At 68.0% G+C, this 19,314-nt stretch carries 15 protein-coding genes, 3 pseudogenes and 1 riboswitch; of the genes and pseudogenes, 9 read left to right on the top strand and 9 right to left on the bottom strand.

Going from position 1 to position 19,314, the window contains the following annotated elements:
* The first annotated feature begins 14 nt into the window (after nucleotides 1-14).
* Nucleotides 15-329 carry a hypothetical protein gene (locus tag ACH4RC_RS41085; protein WP_398209910.1) on the top strand — a complete coding sequence of 105 codons (315 nt, stop codon included), beginning with the start codon at nucleotides 15-17 and terminating at the stop codon, nucleotides 327-329.
* Nucleotides 330-382: 53 nt separating this feature from the next.
* Nucleotides 383-469, top strand: a riboswitch (SAM riboswitch).
* Between the two features lie 10 nt (nucleotides 470-479).
* Nucleotides 480-1,118: a GNAT family N-acetyltransferase gene (locus ACH4RC_RS41080; RefSeq protein ID WP_398209909.1), complete on the top strand. Its 639-nt coding sequence runs from the start codon at nucleotides 480-482 to the stop codon at nucleotides 1,116-1,118.
* 165 nt (nucleotides 1,119-1,283) lie between these two features.
* On the opposite strand, the gene ACH4RC_RS41075 is transcribed toward ACH4RC_RS41080, so the two are convergent.
* Nucleotides 1,284-1,763, bottom strand: a complete 480-nt coding sequence (locus ACH4RC_RS41075; protein ID WP_398209924.1) for a hypothetical protein — start codon at nucleotides 1,761-1,763, stop codon at nucleotides 1,284-1,286.
* Between the two features lie 86 nt (nucleotides 1,764-1,849).
* On the opposite strand from ACH4RC_RS41075, the gene ACH4RC_RS41070 reads away from it, so the two are divergent.
* Nucleotides 1,850-2,170, top strand: coding sequence for a hypothetical protein (locus ACH4RC_RS41070; protein WP_398209907.1), 321 nt, complete (start codon nucleotides 1,850-1,852; stop codon nucleotides 2,168-2,170).
* Between the two features lie 672 nt (nucleotides 2,171-2,842).
* Here the strand turns inward: ACH4RC_RS41070 and ACH4RC_RS41065 are convergent.
* Nucleotides 2,843-3,385 (bottom strand): Imm1 family immunity protein, encoded by a 543-nt coding sequence (locus ACH4RC_RS41065; protein ID WP_398209906.1) that lies wholly within the window; start codon nucleotides 3,383-3,385, stop codon nucleotides 2,843-2,845.
* Nucleotides 3,373-7,464, bottom strand: a complete 4,092-nt coding sequence (locus tag ACH4RC_RS41060) for a polymorphic toxin-type HINT domain-containing protein (protein WP_398209904.1) — start codon at nucleotides 7,462-7,464, stop codon at nucleotides 3,373-3,375. The genes ACH4RC_RS41065 and ACH4RC_RS41060 overlap by 13 nt, the downstream gene beginning before the upstream one ends.
* A 729-nt stretch (nucleotides 7,465-8,193) precedes the next feature.
* Between ACH4RC_RS41060 and ACH4RC_RS41055 the strand changes: the two genes are divergently transcribed.
* Nucleotides 8,194-8,568 carry a hypothetical protein gene (locus tag ACH4RC_RS41055; RefSeq protein ID WP_398209902.1) on the top strand — a complete coding sequence of 125 codons (375 nt, stop codon included), beginning with the start codon at nucleotides 8,194-8,196 and terminating at the stop codon, nucleotides 8,566-8,568.
* Nucleotides 8,569-8,895: 327 nt separating this feature from the next.
* Complete coding sequence (locus ACH4RC_RS41050; RefSeq protein WP_398209900.1) at nucleotides 8,896-11,100, top strand: trypsin-like serine protease; 2,205 nt, start codon at nucleotides 8,896-8,898, stop codon at nucleotides 11,098-11,100.
* A gap of 346 nt (nucleotides 11,101-11,446) precedes the next feature.
* On the opposite strand, the gene ACH4RC_RS41045 is transcribed toward ACH4RC_RS41050, so the two are convergent.
* Nucleotides 11,447-12,286 carry a helix-turn-helix transcriptional regulator gene (locus ACH4RC_RS41045; RefSeq protein WP_398209899.1) on the bottom strand — a complete coding sequence of 280 codons (840 nt, stop codon included), beginning with the start codon at nucleotides 12,284-12,286 and terminating at the stop codon, nucleotides 11,447-11,449.
* Nucleotides 12,287-12,472: 186 nt separating this feature from the next.
* On the opposite strand from ACH4RC_RS41045, the pseudogene ACH4RC_RS41040 reads away from it, so the two are divergent.
* Nucleotides 12,473-12,874: pseudogene (locus ACH4RC_RS41040) on the top strand (SDR family NAD(P)-dependent oxidoreductase); the annotation flags it as partial.
* Nucleotides 12,875-13,063: 189 nt separating this feature from the next.
* Here the strand turns inward: ACH4RC_RS41040 and ACH4RC_RS41035 are convergent.
* Nucleotides 13,064-13,453 (bottom strand): annotated as a pseudogene (locus ACH4RC_RS41035) (Tn3 family transposase); the annotation flags it as partial.
* A gap of 437 nt (nucleotides 13,454-13,890) precedes the next feature.
* Complete coding sequence (locus ACH4RC_RS41030; RefSeq protein ID WP_398209920.1) at nucleotides 13,891-14,481, bottom strand: TetR/AcrR family transcriptional regulator; 591 nt, start codon at nucleotides 14,479-14,481, stop codon at nucleotides 13,891-13,893.
* Nucleotides 14,482-14,611: 130 nt separating this feature from the next.
* Between ACH4RC_RS41030 and ACH4RC_RS41025 the strand changes: the two genes are divergently transcribed.
* Nucleotides 14,612-15,343: an SDR family oxidoreductase gene (locus tag ACH4RC_RS41025; RefSeq protein WP_398209897.1), complete on the top strand. Its 732-nt coding sequence runs from the start codon at nucleotides 14,612-14,614 to the stop codon at nucleotides 15,341-15,343.
* 668 nt (nucleotides 15,344-16,011) lie between these two features.
* Here the strand turns inward: ACH4RC_RS41025 and ACH4RC_RS41020 are convergent.
* Nucleotides 16,012-16,290 (bottom strand): annotated as a pseudogene (locus tag ACH4RC_RS41020) (ISKra4 family transposase); the annotation flags it as partial.
* An 18-nt stretch (nucleotides 16,291-16,308) separates the two neighbouring features.
* Here ACH4RC_RS41020 and ACH4RC_RS41015 point away from each other — a divergent pair.
* Complete coding sequence (locus ACH4RC_RS41015) at nucleotides 16,309-16,644, top strand: hypothetical protein (protein WP_398209922.1); 336 nt, start codon at nucleotides 16,309-16,311, stop codon at nucleotides 16,642-16,644.
* 20 nt (nucleotides 16,645-16,664) lie between these two features.
* A complete protein-coding gene (locus ACH4RC_RS41010; RefSeq protein ID WP_398209895.1) occupies nucleotides 16,665-16,973 on the top strand; it encodes a hypothetical protein in 309 nt (102 codons plus the stop codon).
* A gap of 28 nt (nucleotides 16,974-17,001) precedes the next feature.
* Here ACH4RC_RS41010 and ACH4RC_RS41005 read toward each other — a convergent pair whose 3' ends face one another.
* Nucleotides 17,002-17,334, bottom strand: coding sequence for a hypothetical protein (locus tag ACH4RC_RS41005; RefSeq protein ID WP_398209893.1), 333 nt, complete (start codon nucleotides 17,332-17,334; stop codon nucleotides 17,002-17,004).
* 322 nt (nucleotides 17,335-17,656) lie between these two features.
* Nucleotides 17,657-18,922 carry an MFS transporter gene (locus tag ACH4RC_RS41000; protein ID WP_398209892.1) on the bottom strand — a complete coding sequence of 422 codons (1,266 nt, stop codon included), beginning with the start codon at nucleotides 18,920-18,922 and terminating at the stop codon, nucleotides 17,657-17,659.
* Between the last annotated feature and the right edge of the window lie 392 nt (nucleotides 18,923-19,314).

Below are 19,314 nucleotides of genomic sequence, written 5' to 3'. Positions count from 1 at the left end.
CCGAGTGCTGGGATGTGTCGACGACGCCTGAGGTCTGGTTCTGGAGCGCCGAGTTGATGGACGCCGCCGTTGAACGTCCGGCTGTCGGTCAGCTCAAGGTCGAAGTCGCGCGCGTCCCTGCCGATCGGACGCCCGCCGCTCCGGCCGGTGATCACCCGGAAGACGGCCAGTTGGAGACGGTCGACCGACCGACGGCCATCAGCGCCCGGTTCATCGACACGCTGCCGCGCGAGCGCAACGGAACCTCCGACTCCTTCTTTGGGCGGGCGACTGTCGGCGTGGTGTCGCGCGGGAGTTCCCTCACGGCCGCGGCGATGACGGGCCACTGAGCGGTGACGTCCCGGTCCTTGACTGCGGTGGATGGAGAGGTAATGATCGTCGGCGTTCATCCAGAGGACTTGAGGGACCTGGCCCCGTGACGGTCCGGCAACCTGCGACAGCAAGGTGCCAACGCCAGGAACGATGAGGAGTGGCCCCGCATGCAGCCTTGGTTCGTCGTCCCCCCGCTCAAGGGTTCCCTGGTCAGACTTGAGGCACTTTCCGATGACCATGCCGAAGATCTCGCTCGTGCGGCGGAGGAGGACCGCAGCAGCTTTTCTTTCACGCTCGTCCCACGCGCCGAGCAGGTTGCCGGTTACCTGAAAGCCCAGTTCGATCGCGTGGCGCAGGGCCTTGTTCCCTTCGCGCAGATTCGTCAGAGCGATGGGCGCGCCGTGGGCTGCACGGCGTACTGGGACCCGCGGTACTGGCCTGGCGGCAGTCGGCTGCGTGCTGTGGAGATCGGTTTCACCTGGCTGGGTGCCTCGGCGCAAGGCTGCGGCATCAATGCCGAGGCCAAGATGCTGCTGATGCAGTACGCGTTCGAGGAGTTGGGCGTGGCGCGGGTCGACCTCAAGACCGACGCCCGGAACAAGCGGTCGCGTCAGGCCATCGAGAACCTCGGAGCTACCCATGAGGGTGTACTGCGGAACTGGTCGATGTCCTGGGCGCCGGGAGAGGACGGCCGGCTGCGACATTCTGCTATGTACTCCGTCGTCAGCACCGAATGGAAGACGGTGAAGGACGGCCTCCTCGCCCGGTTGGCTCGTAGCCAGGGCACGTCGCCACAAGGGTTGTGAAGTCTCGTGGACGAAGTGGTGGGCGTGAGGGTGTCGCGCACGCACAGCGGATGAATGAATGGGCTGCCGCTGCCCGGACCTTCGCGTCAACGCCGGGGTGCACCGAGGGCGTCGAGGCGTTCGCCAAAACCTACGGTGCCACGTTCCCGAAGACAGTCGCGAAGATCACCGAAGGCCGGGACGAGTTCCTGGCCTTCTACGACCGCCGGTCGAGCACTGGATCCGCCTACGGACCACGAACCCGATCGAGTCCACCTTCTCCACGGTCAAGCTCCGCACCAGGGCCACCCAAGGGGCGGGCAGCCCGGCGGCCGCGCTCACGCTGGTGTGCGAGGTGGTCGAGGCCGCCGCCCAGCCGGGATAGCGCGCGATCACCAGCGACCACCTGGTGCCCCTGACCCGCGCCGACGCCCGCTTCGAGAACCTCGTCCTGATCGAGCGAGAGGAACAGGCCGCATGAGCTTCCACCACATCCAGCAGAACTCTGACGAGCACGGTCCCTTCGCGATCTACCTCGACGAGCTGCAGCACGTCGCCGAGGCGGACGAGGCCGACCTGGTCAGCGACGTGCTCAGCGACCCGGACCAGACGATGGCCCAGTCCGCCGTGGTGCGGCACCTGGACCGCCGCGCCGCCGACCTCCACCCCGGTCCCGCCTATGAGGAATGGGCGTGGGCGATGGCGGGGGCCACGACCGGCCATCCGTTCCTGGCGCAGCGCCTACGGGAGTCGTGTCCCTGTTCCGCGCCGTCACGCTCAAGCTGCCCTGGCAGCCGGACGACCTGCTCGCGACGTCCAACTGGCTCCAGCTCAAGACCGCCGCCGGGACGAACATCGAGGCCATCGAGGTCCTCGCCGAGTCCGGCCGGACCAAGCGGATCCGTAACACCGCCAGGACCGTCCTCGACCGCCCTGCAAGAACTGAACTGAACTCAGTTCACCCACAACTCTTGACTACTCCTCTTCGAGCAGTCGCCATCAACCCAAGAAGGATCGCAACCACGTTGAGGAATCATGTGGGCGGCGACCGTGCCCGCCGTCATCAGCCGTAGAAGGGTCGCGCTTCGTCCTCTGACTGGCCGGGGAATCACGTGCGCGTTTCGACGTTGAACTCAGCGCACGCGCGTTCCGGTCATGACCGGATGCCGCCTGGTGCCCGAAGCGACCTGACGAGCGGGCCGCGAGCCACGGTGGCGCGGCTGGCACCCGAGACTGTTTGCGCCGCGCCGCGCTGACAAACGGCGGCAGGCAGGTGCTCAGCGACGTGCGTGCAACCCAGGCGCGGCAGACCGGTGCCGCTACTCCCCCACCCTGTGCTCACCGGCCACCGAGGCCGCCGGGGCAGCCGTGGGCGTACTCGGGCGGCGTCGCGTGCAGTGTCCCCGGTCGCCAGCGAAAAGGACGCAAGCCCGCGGGTTGGCTCGTCGATGTGGGAGGCGCGTCCGGTGAAGTCCGGCGGAGTCGCGGGCGGTTGCGCCGGGCCGAGTCTGCCGACGGGCCGACGGCAGACTCGGCCTGCGGCACAAGGGCTCCGCGAGCATAGGGGAGGGCGCGGAGGATGCGCTGGTGGAGTCGGCCAGGCACTGCCGTGCCCCCAGCACTGGGGGCACGGCAGCAGCAGCCGAACCGCTTCGTACGCCAGGCACATGGGGAGCTTGCGATACTCCTACTCACCTGCCCATGCGATTGACGTCAGCAGCCTGACCCCGGAATCACAGGGCACGCTACAGTGCGGTCTGGTCCAGCATCCACGGAATTGATTCCGGTCGCGCCCCGGTTTTCGCTGTGCAGAATTCTTCTAGGGCTGCACGCACTCGCGGGACCGGAATGGCCGCTTCGCGCGGGTAGTACAGGGGCGTTGGCGGATCCAGGATCAACCGGGGGTCGAAGGAGGGTGGATCAGGATTCAGCGAGGCCCAGACGAATCGGGAGATGTGGTCCTCGCCTGCCCCCTCTGGAACCTTGCTCGTGAACCATCGCAGGGCGCCGAAGCCGTTCTCAGTGTTTACCGAGACGTGCAAGTAGTTACTTGGCCACCTTTCATCCGTCTCCTCCGGGTATTTACCCTCGACGATGCACACGGTGGCGTACTCGGGCAAGGTTTCGAACCCGTCAGAAGTCCTGCCACCTTGGACCAAGTCGTTCATGATGTGATTGACGAGATCAGCAATTTCCGAGTCTGATCGCGCATAGAACGCACCAGCATGCGTTCCTCCTGCAACAATCACAAGCTTTGCCTCCGTTTCAAGGCCGATTACACTTTGCACCTGTCACCAACGGGGGGAGTCCAGGTCGAACCGGGTCTCTTCACCTTACCAGTGAGGGCCTGCGCCTTCTTTGCGCCTGGGAGCCAGACGCAAAGAACTTGGTCCTCAAAAAGGATGGCGGGAACGGATTGCTTGCAACCTACTTGCACCGCGTCGGTGGCCTTGGGGCAAAGGTAGTTTTTGTTGATGACAATGTGCAACGCGTCACCGACTTCCCCCTTGCTTCGCATCTCCCAAGCCGTCTTCACTTCCGCATGGTGAGCGAGAGGCGAATACCCTGGTATGTAGGGAAAATCCGGAGACCCTTGAAGGTATCGGCTAATTTCCTCTGTCTGGGGAGTTCGGCCACTTGTCACGGGCGTCTGCCACAGCTTCTTTCCGTCAGCCGTGAAGACATATCCCGATGTGAACGACGATTCTTTTGGTAGGGCTTTCCGGGCGTTCAGCACCCACAGTGGGCAGGAGGCATCGGTGTTGTGGACGAGGACATTGGTGGTGCCGGTGGAGACGTAGTAGGTGTGCAGGTCTTCGACGGTGAGGTCGTAAGCGTCCTGCAGGCCTTGCCAGACATGAGTTCCGGTGATGGTGGCCGTGGTGTTTCGCGGGGTGCGCAGGGTGTCTCCGGCCCTGAGCGTGTCCGCGTTCTTCCATGCCCGGTCGTTCTCGGACCAGAAGGGGTGGTGACTGGTGGAGGTGAGGGTGGAACCGTCGGCAAGGGTGACGTCGGTGAAGTTCCGGTCGTCCGGAGTGTGAATAGTCCGGGTGACGCGCCGGGGGCCGGATTCGCCGGTGGCGGGATTCGTGGCCCTCACGAGGTCGCCGACTTCGAGCTGTTCGATCGGCCGGGACGTGCCGTCGGCCATGAGGACCCCGGTGCCGGCTGGGAAGCTGTGAGCGGCTCCGGTCAGGCAGGCGACTGCACGTCGGGTATCACGGCTGGCCTTCAGCCACTCCAGAGCGTCGTCGATCTTGGTGACGAGCTTGTACTTGCCTGAGGGAAGGACGCCCGCGACGGCCATGACGCAGCCGAGAGCCGTGGGGTCCTCAATACATGCCTGGATGTCGGCGAGTCCCGACAGTTCCCACGCGAGCGTCTTGTACGTGTGGGGATCCTTGAGTACTTCCAGGGTCTTGTCGATGGCCCCGTTGTCACAGACGGTCGTCCATCTGGTGAGAGCGTTGGCCAGGGGCCCCGGAAGCCCGGAACCGCCCAGTGGGAGCAGACTCGCGCAACGAGTCTTGGGTGCGTCCTCTTCCTGTGCCTTGCGCTCTTCCTCCGCCTGCTCGAGCAGCCTTTCCATTTCCTGGTCGGCGAGTTCGCGCGTCCTCTTCCAGGCAGCCGAGGCTTCGGCCTCCGCCTCCTTGGCGCTTTTGCCGGCGGCTACGGCCGACGCTTTGGCTTCGGCGGCGGACTGGTCGGCCTCTCGCGCTGAGTTGCGGGCGTAGGAGGCCGACCATTCGGCTTGGTAGGCGGAGCTTTCCGCTGCACTGGCGTCCTGCGCGGCCCGGTCTGCGGCGTTGCGTGCCGTGGCGGCGGAGGAGGCCGCATCAGCGGCGCTGTCTTCGGCGGCGTCTGCGGAGGTGTCGGCGTCGGCCGCGTATCTCTCGGCGTCTTCCTTGGACTTCTGCGCCTCTTCGGCAGCCGCGGTCGCTTGGTCGGATGCCTGTTCCGCCTTGGCTGCGGCTTCGGCGGCACGCCACGCATTCTCGGTTGCCTTGGCCGCGATCAGGCCGCCTTCGGCGAGGAGACGTTCGACCTGGTGGACGTGGTGGGAGGCGAGGTCGTCCTTGCGCTGGGCCATGTACTGGCCGGTGGAGACGAAATCGTGAATGAGCTGGGGCGGCCCGGCGAGGGCGATCTTCGCGGCTGCCTGGACTTCGGGGCCGCCCGTTTCGGCGAGGCGGGCGGTAGTGACCCGCTCGTCCATGAGGCGTTCGCCGTACTGGCCGACGTTCAGGAACGTCGCGTAAGTTTTGCCGCTGCCGAGGAGGGCGGCTTTGGCGGCCTCGCTGACGCCGGATCCGCCCGTTTCGGCGAGGCGGGCGACGTCGACCCGCATATCGGTGAAGCCGGCCTCGTACTGCCCGGAGGCGTAGAAGGCCTCGATCTGCTCGGGGGACCCGTTCAGGGCTTCGCTGGCAGCGCTACGTACGGAGGCGTAGGGGCTCTGGGAGCTCAGGTTGACAACGCGTTGCCGGATGTCACTTTGGTTGGCCTCCTTCCACCGGGTGCGCAGGTAGTCCAGGACGTCCTGGTCGGTACCGGAGAGTGCGCGGGCGGCGGCTTCCTGGTGCCAGGGGCCCAGCAGCTTCATGGCCTGCATGGCGAGCTGACGGCCCTTGACGGCAGTGGCCTGGATGTCGACGTCGGGCCGGTCGGCTTCCTGGGCCAGCACGGTCGCGGTGTCGTTCAAAGAGCGCGCCTCGGCCTGTGTCGCTGCGGAGGCCGAGATGCCGACTTCGGTGGCGGTCTTCACCGAGCGGGCGAGCTCGATCGCGGACTCGGTGCGGGTGGTGAGATCAGCCTCCTCGGTCTCACGGGCGAGCGCGAAGATGGTCTTGGCCTGGGCCACGGCGTCGTTCGCGGTGTCGGCAGCGCCCTTGGCCGCTTCGGCGTTCTTCTTTGCCGTGGCGGCGTAGGTGGCCGCGTTCCCGGCCTGTTCGGCGGCTTCGTCCGCGTAGGTCGCGGCCTTTCTTGCATGCTTGGCCGCCGAAGTGGCGGCGTCGCGGGCACCATAGGCGGCAATGGCAGCACGGTTGGCCAAGGCCGCGGAACGATCGGCTGCGGCGTCGGCGGCGTTGGCGTGGCGCCGTGCTTCTACGGCCGCCTGGCGCGCCTCGCTGGAGTGCACGCCCGCAGCGTCCGCGTATGCGTTTGCTTGCTCCGCGGCGGTGGCCGCAGCTCGCGCGTTGCCGGTAGCAGCCTTGGCCGCCGCGGCCGCCCTTCCGGCGGCTGCCGAGGCCTCGCCGGCGTGGCCGGCCGCGACAGCCGATTCGTCGGCGGCGTCCGCCGCGGCGCGCGCCTTCTTGGCGGCCTCCTTGGCGTTCTCGGCTTCGTCCTTGTTCGCCGAAGCGGCGATGGCCGCCTTGTAGGCGTTGTTCGCCGAATCCGCCGCGGCAGCGGCAGCTGCGGCGGTCTGCGCGGCGGCAAGCGCGGCGCGATGCGCGGCACGGTTGGCGGCGTTCGCCGAGCCGATGGCCTCCTGGGCGGCCTCGGCCGCACCCCGGGCTGCGTCTGCGGCCTGCGCGGCCTTGACCGCGGCCCTCTTGGAGTCGTCCTTGGCGGCTGCGGTTTCCTCGGCCGCCTGCAATGCGGCTTCCTTGGCCAGCGCGGCGGCCTCGATCGCCTTCTTGGACGACTCTTCTGCGGTCTTGCGAGCATCGTCGGCCTGCTTGCCGGCCGCCTTGGCCTGCTTGATCAGGTCCTCGATCGACGCATGCTCCTGGTCCCGGTTGCGGGCCGTGAACTGCCCGACCTCCAGGAACTCCACCATGTCGTCAGGCGTGCCCCGCAGCGCGATCTTGGCGGCCGCCTTCACGTTGGGCCCGCCGACGGTGGCCAGACGGGCGACCTCGACACGATCGTCCAACTGCCGCGCGGTGTACTGATCCTTGTTCAGGAAGATCTCGCGGTCCTCGGCGGTGCCCAGGAGCGCTTCCTTACCCGTTTCCTGCATGGCCTGGCCGCCCAGGGTGACCAGGCGGCCGATCTCGACCCTGTTGTCCAGGTCCAGTGGCTCCTCGAATCCGTCGAGAAGGAAGGACTCCAACTCGTCCGGCGACTTCAGCAGCGCCTCCTTGGCTGCCTCCCGCACGGTGGAGCCGCCGGTCATTGCCAGCCGTGCCGTCTCCACACGGTTGTCCAGGTGCTGGATGGCCTCTGCTTCGTCGAGGAACGTGCGGATGTCGTCATCGCCGCCCAGCAGCGCTTGCTCGGCGGCCTCCTTCAGACCGGCCCCGCCCGTCTCCCAATATTCGACGATCTCGGCTCGTATGTCCGATGGCAGCGGCACCGGCTCCGCCGCCACCGCCGTAGGCGATCCCAAAAGTCCCGACAGCAAGCCTGCGGAGAGCAGCATCCGCACAGCCCATCGAGGACGTGAAAAGCGTCTGAGTAGTCCCGAACCACCATTTCGGGAAGGTCTATGCCGTCTCACCCGGCGACTCCCTCACTATTGACGAAAACCCCAGCAAAGATTTGCGCGTGGACGGCATGCGGCATGGGCAAAAATGCACGATCAAGACCGCCATGCATCCCCTATTGGAAAAACACCCCCTGCGCGCCACACGCCACTGAGGCCGCTTGATCATACACAGATATCCTCCGCCCGCAGGATGAAAGAAAACGGACACCAAATCACCGGCCTACTGCAACTAAGCGACACATAAGCGCAGGTCAGGGCTGCAATTACAGATCATCTACCCATAGAGGGAAATACACCTTGTGTGCACTTTGATCACTTAACACCTACTCTGCATGCTTAACGAAGACATAAAGCACCCCACCCAGTCGACAGAGAGTGGATCTTGAGCGCGCAAGAGGTAAGCAAAATGTGAGTAAGGTGTGTACGATCAAATGCGCCGCACGCTCTCGAAGCGCAAGGCAGACTATTCAGGGCGATTCCCTTTCTAAGTTATCGCCTTTCTTTTCCCATTCCCTTGAGGGGTCCATCGCAGTGATGACTCGTGCACGTAAAGCTCTGCTAGGTGTTCTGCTTTCGGTGCTTACAGCTTCCGCGGCAACATTCGGCGTGGCCCACGCCGATAACGGCAGCGCAACGACGCCCTCGGCGACGTCCGACGCCGAAATGCCCACTCTCGCCGAAGACTTCAACTACCCGGGTGCGGCCCGCATCTTCGAGGAGACGGGAGTCCTCCTCAAGCGCGGTGACGGCCACATCGTGAAGGTTGCCTGCGACGGCACCAACGACATCTGGATCATGAGCAACGAGGTCGGGTCCGCGGACCACTGCTTCGACGTCACCACAAGGCCGGCGTTCCTCACCCTCGAGCTTCCCAAGGCTCACGGCATCTGGACCGAGGCCTATCCCGTGAAGACCACCGTGCGCGAGGACGACGGCACCACAACCGTCATCAACGCTCCCGCCAACAACTTCACCGGCTACGGCGAGTCCGGCGCCTCCGGCGAACGAACGATGCTCATCGAGCTACGCGTCGTCTGACCTCGCACCCGCTCGACGCAGCACCGCACCTCAGCAAGCGGCCGACGCATTGCCTGCGGGAAGCAGCGCTTGAAGCAGGGCCTGTGGAGCTGCCTGTCCCGCGCCGCAGCCGGACAGCCGAGCTCAAACGAAGCCAGGACGCGGCCTCCGCACTCCGACCACCCAGGTCAGCAGGGGCAGGACGCCACGCCAAGGGCGTACTGCCTGCCCTTCGGGGCCGACCTCCCCCACATGACATGTCTCCAAAAGAGATACAGGCCCGTCCCACCAGCTCCTGTGCTGCGCGTCTCAGCCGCCTGACCGCCACCCGAACGAGGAACACAGACAATGCAACGCACCCACCACAGCACGCAGCGCCTCCTTGCGCTGACTGGTGCCCTGAGCACAGGCCTTCTTGTGCTGTCCGCGAGCACCACATTCGCCATCACCGGGGACCCTACGGCCAACGCCACGCACGCTGCCACTGCTCGCCTGGATATCGGAGACGGCGAGCGCACCTGCTCCGGTGTCCTGGTCGACGCGCAGTGGCTGCTCACCTCCGCCACCTGCTTCTCCGCCGACGGCAAGCCCGCCGCCGGTGCCCCGGCCAAGCCGACCAAGGCCACCATCGGCCGCAGCGACCTGAGCACCACCGCGGGTCAGGTCCGCGCAGTGACCCAGCTGGTGCCGCGCACCGACCGTGATGTGACGCTGGCACGCCTGGACGCGCCGGTCACCGGCATCACTCCTGCTCCCATCGCCGCGCAGGCACCGGCCGCCGGCACCACGGTGACCGCGGCCGGCTACGGGCGGACCAAGACCGAGTGGTCGCCGCTGAAGCTGCACACCGGTGCCTTCACCGTCGGCGCCACCAGCACCAGCGACCTGCCGCTTGCGGGTAAGGACGGGGCCACGCTGTGCGCCGGTGACACCGGCGGCCCCCAGCTCGCCACCAACGGGAGCACCCTCGAACTGGTCGGCATCAACTCCCGCTCCTGGCAGGGCGGCTGCTTCGGCACCGACGAGGCCGAGACCCGCACCGACGCCATCGGGGTGCGTGTCGACGACCTGAAGTCGTGGATCGACACCACGGCGGACACCCCGGCCGTCACCGACTTCAACGGCGACGGCGTCGAGGACATCGCCATCGCCGACGCCAAGGCGAACGTCGGCGGCGACGCGGGCGCCGGCCTCGTACGGATCGTGTACGGCGGCGGCAAGGGCACCGCCCAGATCGACCAGGACCTGGACTGGGTGTCCGGCGGCGCCGAGGCAGGCGACGGCTTCGCCACCGCCATCGACACCGTCGACTACAACCAGGACGGCTACAGCGACCTGGTCGTCACCACCCCCGGCGAGGACCTCGGCGGCGCCGCGGACGCGGGCATGGCCGACATCCTCTACGGCGCACCCGGCGGTCTGGGCACCGGCACCGTCAAGGCCAAACACCTCGAGCAGGGCGCGGGCACCGGCGCCATCCTCTCCTCGGCCTCCGAGGCCGGCGACCACATGGGCCAGTCCCTCGCCGCAGGCACCACCGCCACCGGCCGCCCCTGGATCCTGATCGGCGTCCCCGGCGAGTCCGTCGGCACCGAGAAGGAGGGCGGCATGGCCTTCTACGTCTACGACGACACCAGCCGCACCCTCCACCAGGACCTGCCCACAGGCGTGCCCGGCGCGGTCGAGGCCGGGGACAAGTTCGGCGCCGCCGTCACCGGTGACGAGAACTACTTCGCCATCGGCGCCCCCGGCGAAGCGGTCGACACCGCCACCGACTCCGGCACCATCGCCCTCTTCAGCCACACCCTGGACGCCGACGGCCGCCCCACCAGCATCGGCGGCATGGATCAGGACAACAGCGCCATCGTCGGCGCCGCCGAGAAGGACGACGAATTCGGCGCCGCCCTGGCCATCACCTCCTACCGCACCACCGCCACCGCCACCGCCAACACCTCTATCCTCGCCATCGGCTCACCCGGCGAGACCACCACCTCCGGCGGCAAGGACCACGCCCAGGCCGGACGCGTCGTCCTGGTCCGCATCAACGCCGACAAGACCTGGAGCTACCTGCGCGAACTGCGCCAGGGCGAGGCCGACGACACCGTCAGCGGCACCTCCGAGACCGGCGACCGGATGGGCGAAAGCCTGACCGCCGTCAACACCGCCCCGCGCCAGGCCGCCACCGCCGCCACCCTGCTCGTCGCCGTCGGCACCCCCGGCGAGGCCATCGGCACCGAAACCGCCTCCGGCGCCATCCACGTCTTCGGCATGATCGGCGCGGCCGGCGACAACGACCTGTGGATCGAGGCCGGCGACGGCGACGGCATCCCCGGCACCCCCAAGGCCAACCACCGCCTCGGCGAAAGCATCCACTTCACCGGCACCCGCCTCTACGCCGGCATGCCCTACGGCCCCGCCGCCTACGGCGCGCTGCACGCCCTGCCGATCAGCAACGTCATCCCCGGCGGCACCAGCGGAACAGTGACCACCTACCAGCCCGGCACCAACGGCCTGCCCGCCGCCGGCACCACCTTCGGCACCGCCGCACGCTAAGCACGCAAGACCGACGGCCACCACACACCGGCCGCCGACCGGCCGGCCAGGGACTCCCGGAACATCTCCGGGAGCCCAACGACACGGCCTACGCCGAGCGTGGAACTCCGCCTGCACCGCTTCGAATGACTGTCATTCGAAGCGGTGCAGGCGTTGACGTTGGCGTTGGCCTCAAGAGCCAGACCCGGCCACCCGGCCATCGGATGGGTTACGTACATCCACAGCACGAGTGAGAGTTGTGCAAGCTGAAATTGCTGGTCACGGCGCTGGTGTGCGTGAGCATCGGGATGCTCGTGCTGGTCGCTGGCAGGTGACCAGCAACTTCAGCTTGCGCAACTCTCATTCGTCACAGGTGCGTCGCCCGGCGTAGCAGACGGTCGATGTTCTCGCGGCTGCGTCTGTCGGTGGGGGTCTGGACGACGAGGCGGACACCGGGGTGGTCGGTCAGTTCCATGCCGGTCGCACGCAGGCTCACTTCGCCGATCCCCGTGATGTCGTAGCGCTTGTCGCACAGGTGCGGTGGAGCGACGTCGTGCGTGGCCCAGAGCCGAGAGAACAGCGGACTGGCGGTGCACAGGCGGGCGACGAAGTCCTGCCATCGCGGGTCGCCCGCGTTCTGGCTGTAGCGATAGCGGAACCCTGCCACGGCCTCGGGCGCCTGCTCGTCGCGGTTGACGACGCGGGGTTGCCCCTCCGGTGCCGCGAAGAGCTGCCAGAGGGTGTTGCGCTTGCCGGGCGGAGCACTGACCAGAGCGGGGTGCAGGGCCGCGTATGCGCGGTTCCAGCGCAGCACGTCGGTGCGAGCGTCGACCAGCATGGCGGGCAACGGGTCCAGGGCTCCCAGGACGCTGTCGAGGTGGCCGGGGAGCTCGATCGGCGGATCGCTGATGGCCGGAGGCTGGGGGACCTCGGCCAGACGGTAGAGGTGGTCACGCTCGGCGGCGCTCAGAAACAGCGTGCGGGCCACCGCGTCGAGCACCTGGGAGCTGACGTTGATCGGCCGCCCCTGCTCCAGCCACGTGTACCAGGTGATGCCGACACCGGCCAGCTGGGCGACCTCCTCGCGGCGCAGTCCGGGGGTGCGCCGACGGACTGTCGCGGGTATGCCGACGTCCTCGGGTGAGACCCGCGCGCGTCGTGAGCGCAGGAAATCCCGTAGTTCGGTCCGGTTCATGGTTGTCGGCACAGGTCCACTGTGCCAGAGCCGGGAGACGTCGGCCTGGTGCTGCCAGTACCAGTGTCAGCAGGCTTCTGGCACCGGTGTCAGCACAAGGCGCAGGCTCGTACCGCCTGTTGTTCCTCAGGACTTTTCCGGGACGTCTTGCACGACGTTCCGAAGGACGGCTACCCAGATGAACGGACGACAAGTTCCATGAGCAACGCATTTCACAACAAGGTCGCGGTCGTGACGGGTGGAAGTGCCGGTATCGGGCATGTCACCGCGCGGAAGATCGCCGAAGGGGGCGGCACTGTCTACATCACGGGACGGGACAAGGTCGCCGTGACGGCGGCGGCCGCGGACATACCGGGTGATGTCATCGGGGTGCGGGCCGACTCGCGCTCGGCCGACGAGCTCGACCGGCTCTTCGCGCAGGTGGAGCGGCGCAGCGGCCAGCTGGACGTGCTGGTCGTCAACGCGGCGGCGATCGCGACCGCACCGCTGGGAACCATCACCGAGGACGTCATCAGGACGGTCTTCGACGTCAACATCACCGGCACGATCATGACCGTCCAGAAGGCGCTGCCGCTGCTGGCGGACGGTGGTGTCATCGTCCTCACCGGCTCGATGGCCGCTCACAAGGCGTCGCGCGGGCGGAGTCTCTACGCGGGCGGCGTTGGCCGGGATACGGGGACGCGGTACGGCTGCCGACGCGAGGTCGAGCCGCTTGTCCATGTCGAGCCGGAACGTGCCGTACGGATTCACGTTCGACCAGAACAGTGCGGTCAGCCCGCGCCGGTCCTCGGCGCTCAGCTTCTTGACCCACTTCGGCTCGGCCAGGACCTGCTGGAGCAGCAGGGTGTTGACGTGTACGAGCGCGGACTGGAGCAGGTGCAGCGCGAGCATCCACGTCTCGGCGTGCTCCTTGTCCGGGCCGGTCAGGGCACCGTCCTTGCCGTAGTGGAGCACGGTGTTCGCGCTGTTCCAGTTCTCCACGACCTGGAGCCCGCCGTGGATCTCGCGGCGCAGGTCGGGGCTGGCGAGATAGTCGCAGGCGAAGATCGTGCGCACGGCGCGGCCCAGTTCTCCGAGGGCCTGATAGGTGGGGTGCTCGGGGCCACCGCGGGTGAAGCGCCGCAGCACCTGTTCGGCCTCGGCCGTCCCCAGCCGGAGCGCGGTGGCGTACTTGACCATCTGGTCGTACTGCACGCTCACCCTCCCGCCCGCCCCGCACGGCCGCGCGCGGGTGTGACTGAGCGGGTTGGTTGGCCCGACTGGCCAAGTAGATGCTCAGGCTCGTGCCTGCGTGTCAGCCGCCGTGAAGACCCCACTCGTCGAGGCCCTCGTAGATGTGCGCTTCAACGCGTTGCGGGGCATCGAGCCCCACGGCCTCGCCCCCGTACACGGCGACGAGCGTGCCCTTGCCCCACCACCAGGTGTCGATCGACCTTGGACCGGCTCCGCGTCGACCGGCAGCTCGCAGAGGCCCTGACCCACGGGCCCGATCCGCTCCACCTCGCCGAGGTGTTCGGGCTCGATGAGAAGACAGCGATGCGCTACTCGGACTCCGCGCGAGCACTACTGGAACAAGCCGCTGAACAGCAGCTTCGATGATGTCCGGGCTTCTGCCGTCAGTTTTCGGGGGGCCGCGGCGGCGCGGGTTTCAGTCCGTCCAGGATGAGGTCGAGAAGGCGTTCGGCCTGCTCTCGCTGCTCGGGCTTGGCCGAGGTGAGGGCGATGCCAGCGAGGGCGGCGAACATGTCGGTCGGGCTGATGTCGGGCCGGATCGTTCCGGCAGCGCTATTGGCGTCCATGAGGGAGGAGAGGGCGGTCTGAATCATCTCGTGACTCTCGGCGTGGGGATTGGTTCCCAAGTTGACGACGGCTCGCAGGGCGTCGGCCATGCCGAGTTTGGCGGTGGCGTAGTCGATGAAACGGCGGGTCCAGGCTCGCAGCGCCTCAGGGGGTGACATCGCCGCAAGGAGGCCGGGGACGGCGTCGCACAGCCGGGCCACTTCGTTGCGGTACGCCGCCTCGATCAGGGCTTCCCGGGTCGGGAAGTTGCGGTAGAGGGTGCCGGTTCCCACGCCCGCTTCTCTGGCGATGCGCTCGAAGTGCGCATCCAGTCCCTCCTCGGTGAACACGTGCACCGCGGCGGCCAGGATCTTCTCCCGGTTCCGTTGTGCGTCAGCCCTCAGCGGGCGTCCTGCATCCCGGGCCATCAGCGGCTCTCCCTTTGTCTCCATTTGCTAAGTGGAGGCGGCGCCACTTAATGTGACCGAAGTGGCGGAGCCTCCACTTTCACTGTAAGGCACGGCCGCCACCACTCCTCCGCTGGAAGGACTGTTCATCATGTCGGGAACCGAGGGCAAAGTCGTGGCGATCACGGGCGCCAGCAGCGGCATCGGCGAGGCGACCGCGCTTCTGCTCGCCGAGCGCGGTGCGAAGATTGTCCTAGGGGCACGCCGTCCGGAGCGTCTTGAGGCTCTGGCCGCCCGCATCGAAGAGGCCGGCGGTGAAGCCGCTTGGGCCCGCACGGACGTGACGCGACGCGAGGACCTCTCCGGCCTCGTCGAGCTGGCGCGCGATCGATACGGCAAGCTCGACGTCCTCGTCAGCAATGCCGGGATCGGCTTGATCTCCCGTCTGGATGACCTGCGCGTCGAGGACTGGGAGGAGATGATCGACGTCAACCTCAAAGGGGTCCTGTACGGGATCGCCGCGGCCCTTCCCGTCTTCCGGGAGCAGGGCTTCGGGCACTTCGTCAACACCGTGTCCACCGCCGGACTGCGCATCGTGCCGCTCCAGTCGGTGTACGCCGGCACGAAGAACGCCGTGCGCACCATCTCCGAGGGACTGCGCCAGGAGGCCGGCGACAGCCTGCGCGTGACCGTCGTCTCACCCGGTGCCGTCCGCACGGACTTCGCGGAGCGCATGGATCCGGCGGTGAAAACCCAGATCGACAAGATGATGGAGATCGCTCTCTCTCCGGACGCGGTGGCGCGCGCCATCGCCTTCGCCATCGAGCAGCCGGACGGTGTCGATGTAGGCGACATCGTGGTTCGCCCCACCGCCCAGGCATAGTCTGCGCAACCACGCAGCCCACCCCCACGTTCTCACCGAACCCACGGATACCCCCAGCCGACGCACACGGACCGGCCCCCGAGTTCCCGCTAAACAAGCTTCAGTTGCGTTGAACCCACGGGCATCTACGACCTCGGGGCACATCAGTACAGCGACTATTGGTGAGAACCATCATGGGCAGGGCGTGAGTGCGCTGACCCGGTTCTCGTACTCGCGGCGGGCCTTGCCCTGAGCCGGCAGCGCAGGGACGCCCGAGGCGCCGTCGAGCGGCTGGCAGCGGGCGAGGAACTGGTGGTGCACTGCGGGGCGGCGGTCACGCGCAAGGTGTAGCCCTGGCCGCACCGTAAGGTCCTCCCCTGGTCGAGCGCGGCGCGCTCGGCGAGCTCCAGCTCGGTGGTGCGGAGGTAGTCGGCGACCTTGCCCGGCATGTCGAGGGAGACCGGCAGCTCCGGGGCGGGCGGGCGCGTCCCCCTCCTCGCTCGCGGCGTGGTCGGGCGGGAGGTCGGCGACGGACGTGCGGATCGCGCCGCGGCTGACCCGGTGATCGCGGGCGAGGGTGGCGATGGAGCACCCTTCCAGGTACGCCGTGCGTACATCGTCGGTCTTCGCGGCCGCCGTCGCAGGGCGGCGCCCGCCCTTGCTGCCCTTGGCCTCGGCGGTCGCAGTCCGTCGTAGGGGCTGGCGTCGGGGTAGAGGCGTTGGTGCTCGCGGCCGCGGCGATAGATCCAGAAGGCGTCGAAGTCGCCGTTGTCGATCAACGTGCGGAACGTCAGGACGGCTTCGGCACCGGCAAGTCCCCAGCGCGCTCCCGTGATTGCTAACCGGTCACCGATGATGTGCCTGCATGCTCCCTCGATCGCGCCGGTCGCGATCGGCCAGCCGTGCTGGAGCGCCCGGTCGTAACGGAGTTGCTCGAGGTGGCCGGTGAGGTAGCGGACGCAGTCGGTGGCGCCTGGTGCTCGTGGATGTCGCCCGCCGACCTCCTGGTGGATGCCGGGCAGTGCCAGCTCGACCTCGGCCACCCCGAACGTGCCCGGGAACTGATCGACGAAGGCATGGCCCTGCTCCCCCGGGCCCGCGCCAAGACCAAAGCCGTCTTCCTCACCTACGAGGCCGGCAGCCTCCTCAAGGCCGACGAGCCCGACCAGGCCGCCGAAGCCGCCGCCCAGTCCCTCACCCTCGCCAACAAGATCGGCGCCCCGCGCAGCACCGCCCTGGTGCACGAACCCGCCCCGGCCTTCCGGCAGTACGAAGGAGTCGACAGCGTCGATACACTCCTGGAACGCGTCCGCTCACGCTGACACTCCCAGCACGGCACCCGATGAACGTCGAGACCGTGGCGGCCTGCGGCATCGCGCGGCACGGCCGGGCGCAGGGTCTGGACGACCCTGACGCGCTGGCGGACTACCCCACTGTCCGCGACGCCGCGCCCGAGGGCTACGAGCTCGAATGCGAAGGCGCCCTCAGCATCGCGTGGAATGCCCATCTGGCCGCCACCGGACACGAGATTGCCGACACCGTATCCATCGCGCAGTACCCCGAACTCGATGCGGCTTGGAACTTCGACTTCGACAACAGTGCTGAACTCGCCCGCCGACTGCCCCGCCTGGCCACGCTGTACGCGTACTGACCGCGGGCGACGATCATCCATGCGACGGTCAGCGATCAACACAAGGACCGATTCGCTCACCGGCCGGAGCCGCTGGAGGGTGCCGTACTCCGCGCCCAACCATGGCGGCGTACGGCACCCGACGCCCCGCGAAGAAGGCACACAACGCGTCGGGGTCGGCTCCGTCCGTGGTGAACGACAAGATGACGTGCACCAGCCGACGGGCCAGCTCGCCGGTGGCCGCCACGTCGTCGCCTGCGGCCCTGGCCCAGCCGTCCAGCATCTGCACGGCGACCTCGAGGAGGTACCAGATCATCCCCTGGCGCAGCTCGGCCAGGGCCTCCTGCTGAAGCGCTTGGTCCATGGCCGGGATGCCGGTCACGGCAACCACGATGGACGGCAGCCGGTGACCCCGAACTCGGCGAGCAGCAGCGCCAATGGCTGCTCCCCGGGCCCGGTCTGCATCAGCGCGGAGAGCGCAGCGTGATCGCGACCTCGGAGTGCTCGAGGCCGGGGACGCACGGCTTGCCCGCTTCCTGGAAGGCTCGGTCTTTGCCGACGTCCTTCTCGATGAGGCCCTCCAGGAGAGGACTTTCAGCACGATCAAGTCGACACCGCCCTGTACTGGACCGGCAGACCCAACCCCGCACCGCGCCCCTGACCAGTACAACTCGCACTGGGAGAGCCAAGACGGCTCCCCCGGGTCAGTGCTGCGGAACTGACCCCGTCTTGCGTCGTGAAGCGGCCAGCAGGCCGAGCGGCACCAGCGCCAGCAGCGCGAGGACCATGCCAGTCAGCGGCGGCCCCTGCAGGTCCAGGGCGGAGGTAAGGGCGGCGCCGCCGATCCAGGAGCCGAGGGCGATGCCGACCTGGAACGCGGACGTGGCCAGCGCCATGGGCAGGGCCCGGCCGGCTCCGGCGACGCCGACCACCTCACCGACCACGACCGGGTTGGTCGCGAAACCGGCAGCGCCGAGCAGCACGACCAGGACCACGGCCACGACGCTGTTGGTCGCCCACAGGGTGATCGCGGCCAGGACGGCCGCGGTGGCCGCGGTGGCGGGGATGAGGGTGCCATAGGGCTTGCTGTCACCGCGGCGTCCGCCGAGCGTGGTGCCGACCAGCGCACCGGCGCCGAAGCCGAGCATGGACAGCGGTACCGCTGCCTCGGCGAGGCCGGCGCGGTCGGTCAGCAGCGGGGCAACGTAGCTGTAGGCGGCCATGATGCCGCCCTGAATGAGCGCGATGGCCAGGTAGACCAGCCACAGGCGCGGGTGCTTGAGCGAGGCCGTCTCGGCGCGCAGGGTGCTGTCGGCGCCGCCGCGGTCGGCGGGCAGCTGGCGGACGATCACGGCGGCGGCCACGGCGAGGGCGGCGAGCACCCAGAAGGGTGCCTGCCAGCCGGACAGCTGGCCGGCGGCGGTGCCAAGCGGCACGCCGACGACGTTGGCGAGGGTGGTTCCGCCGACCATGACGCCCATGGCGCGGGTGCTGGCGGCCGGGCCGGCGGCGGCGGTCGCGATCACCGCGCCCACGGCCCAGAAGGTGCCGTTGCCCAGCGCCGCGGCGAACCGGCCCACCAGGGCCGGCCCCAGGCTGGAGCTCAGGGCGCCGAGGACGTGGCCTGCGGCGAAGACGAGCAGTGCGGTGATCAGTGCATTGCGGCGCGGCAGGCGCAGAGTGGCCAGGGACATCACGGGCGCGCCGATCATCATGCCGACGGCGAAGACGGTGATCAGCATCCCGGCGCTGGACACGCTCACGCCAAGGGCGCCGGAGAGCTGCGGCAGCAGGCCGGTGACGATCATCTCGCTGGTGCCCATGATGAAGGTGATGGCACCCAGCAGCCAGACCACCGGCGGCAGCTTGACCTTCCCGGCGGGGACGGGCGCGCTGCCCTCATGCTCGGGCGAAGCGCCGGTCGGAGGGCCTTGCCGGGTGGAGGAGGAAGGGGACGCGGCAGAAGTCACCGAGGTCCTTTCGATCGGAGGGCACGTGCGACGGTCGCTGAAGAGCGGCCGGGGGTGACGGACGTGCCGTGGGGACGTATCAGCGGGGGTGTTCGCACCCCGCTGAGATCTACGGAACCAGCTGCGGCCTGCGGCAAAACATTCACACGCGTGAGGGGTAACGGCAGGGACCCCCTCCGGGCGGGGACCATGTGGGGGCGCACGGCGAAGCGCCGACAGGAGTACGTCGGCCGCAAAGGCGGCGGTCACCCGAGTGCAGGAGAGCGCAGACCGGACCGGCACAGGGGACGGGCCCGGGCCTCAGCTTGTTTTTTATGGTTTGTGAGCTTTGAGTTGATTACGTTCAGCGATGCTCTCGGGTCGTCTGGTCGTTTTGCCCACGTCATAGCGAG

Origin of the sequence: Streptomyces sp. NPDC016845, from assembly GCF_044332585.1 — a bacterium.
In the GTDB taxonomy this organism is placed as follows: Bacteria; Actinomycetota; Actinomycetes; order Streptomycetales; family Streptomycetaceae; genus Streptomyces.
The sequence above is the reverse complement of the archived record's forward strand: the minus strand, read 5'-3'. Positions and strand labels throughout refer to the sequence as shown.

Coding starts and splice junctions, on each gene's coding strand:
- ACH4RC_RS41080 (WP_398209909.1), top strand. CDS start 480: ATGCAGCCTTGGTTCGTCGTCCCCCCGCTCAAGGGTTCCCTGGTCAGA.
- ACH4RC_RS41060 (WP_398209904.1), bottom strand. CDS start 7,464: ATGCTGCTCTCCGCAGGCTTGCTGTCGGGACTTTTGGGATCGCCTACG.
- ACH4RC_RS41055 (WP_398209902.1), top strand. CDS start 8,194: ATGCCCACTCTCGCCGAAGACTTCAACTACCCGGGTGCGGCCCGCATC.
- ACH4RC_RS41050 (WP_398209900.1), top strand. CDS start 8,896: ATGCAACGCACCCACCACAGCACGCAGCGCCTCCTTGCGCTGACTGGT.
- ACH4RC_RS41030 (WP_398209920.1), bottom strand. CDS start 14,481: ATGGCCCGGGATGCAGGACGCCCGCTGAGGGCTGACGCACAACGGAAC.
- ACH4RC_RS41025 (WP_398209897.1), top strand. CDS start 14,612: ATGTCGGGAACCGAGGGCAAAGTCGTGGCGATCACGGGCGCCAGCAGC.
- ACH4RC_RS41015 (WP_398209922.1), top strand. CDS start 16,309: ATGTCGCCCGCCGACCTCCTGGTGGATGCCGGGCAGTGCCAGCTCGAC.
- ACH4RC_RS41010 (WP_398209895.1), top strand. CDS start 16,665: ATGAACGTCGAGACCGTGGCGGCCTGCGGCATCGCGCGGCACGGCCGG.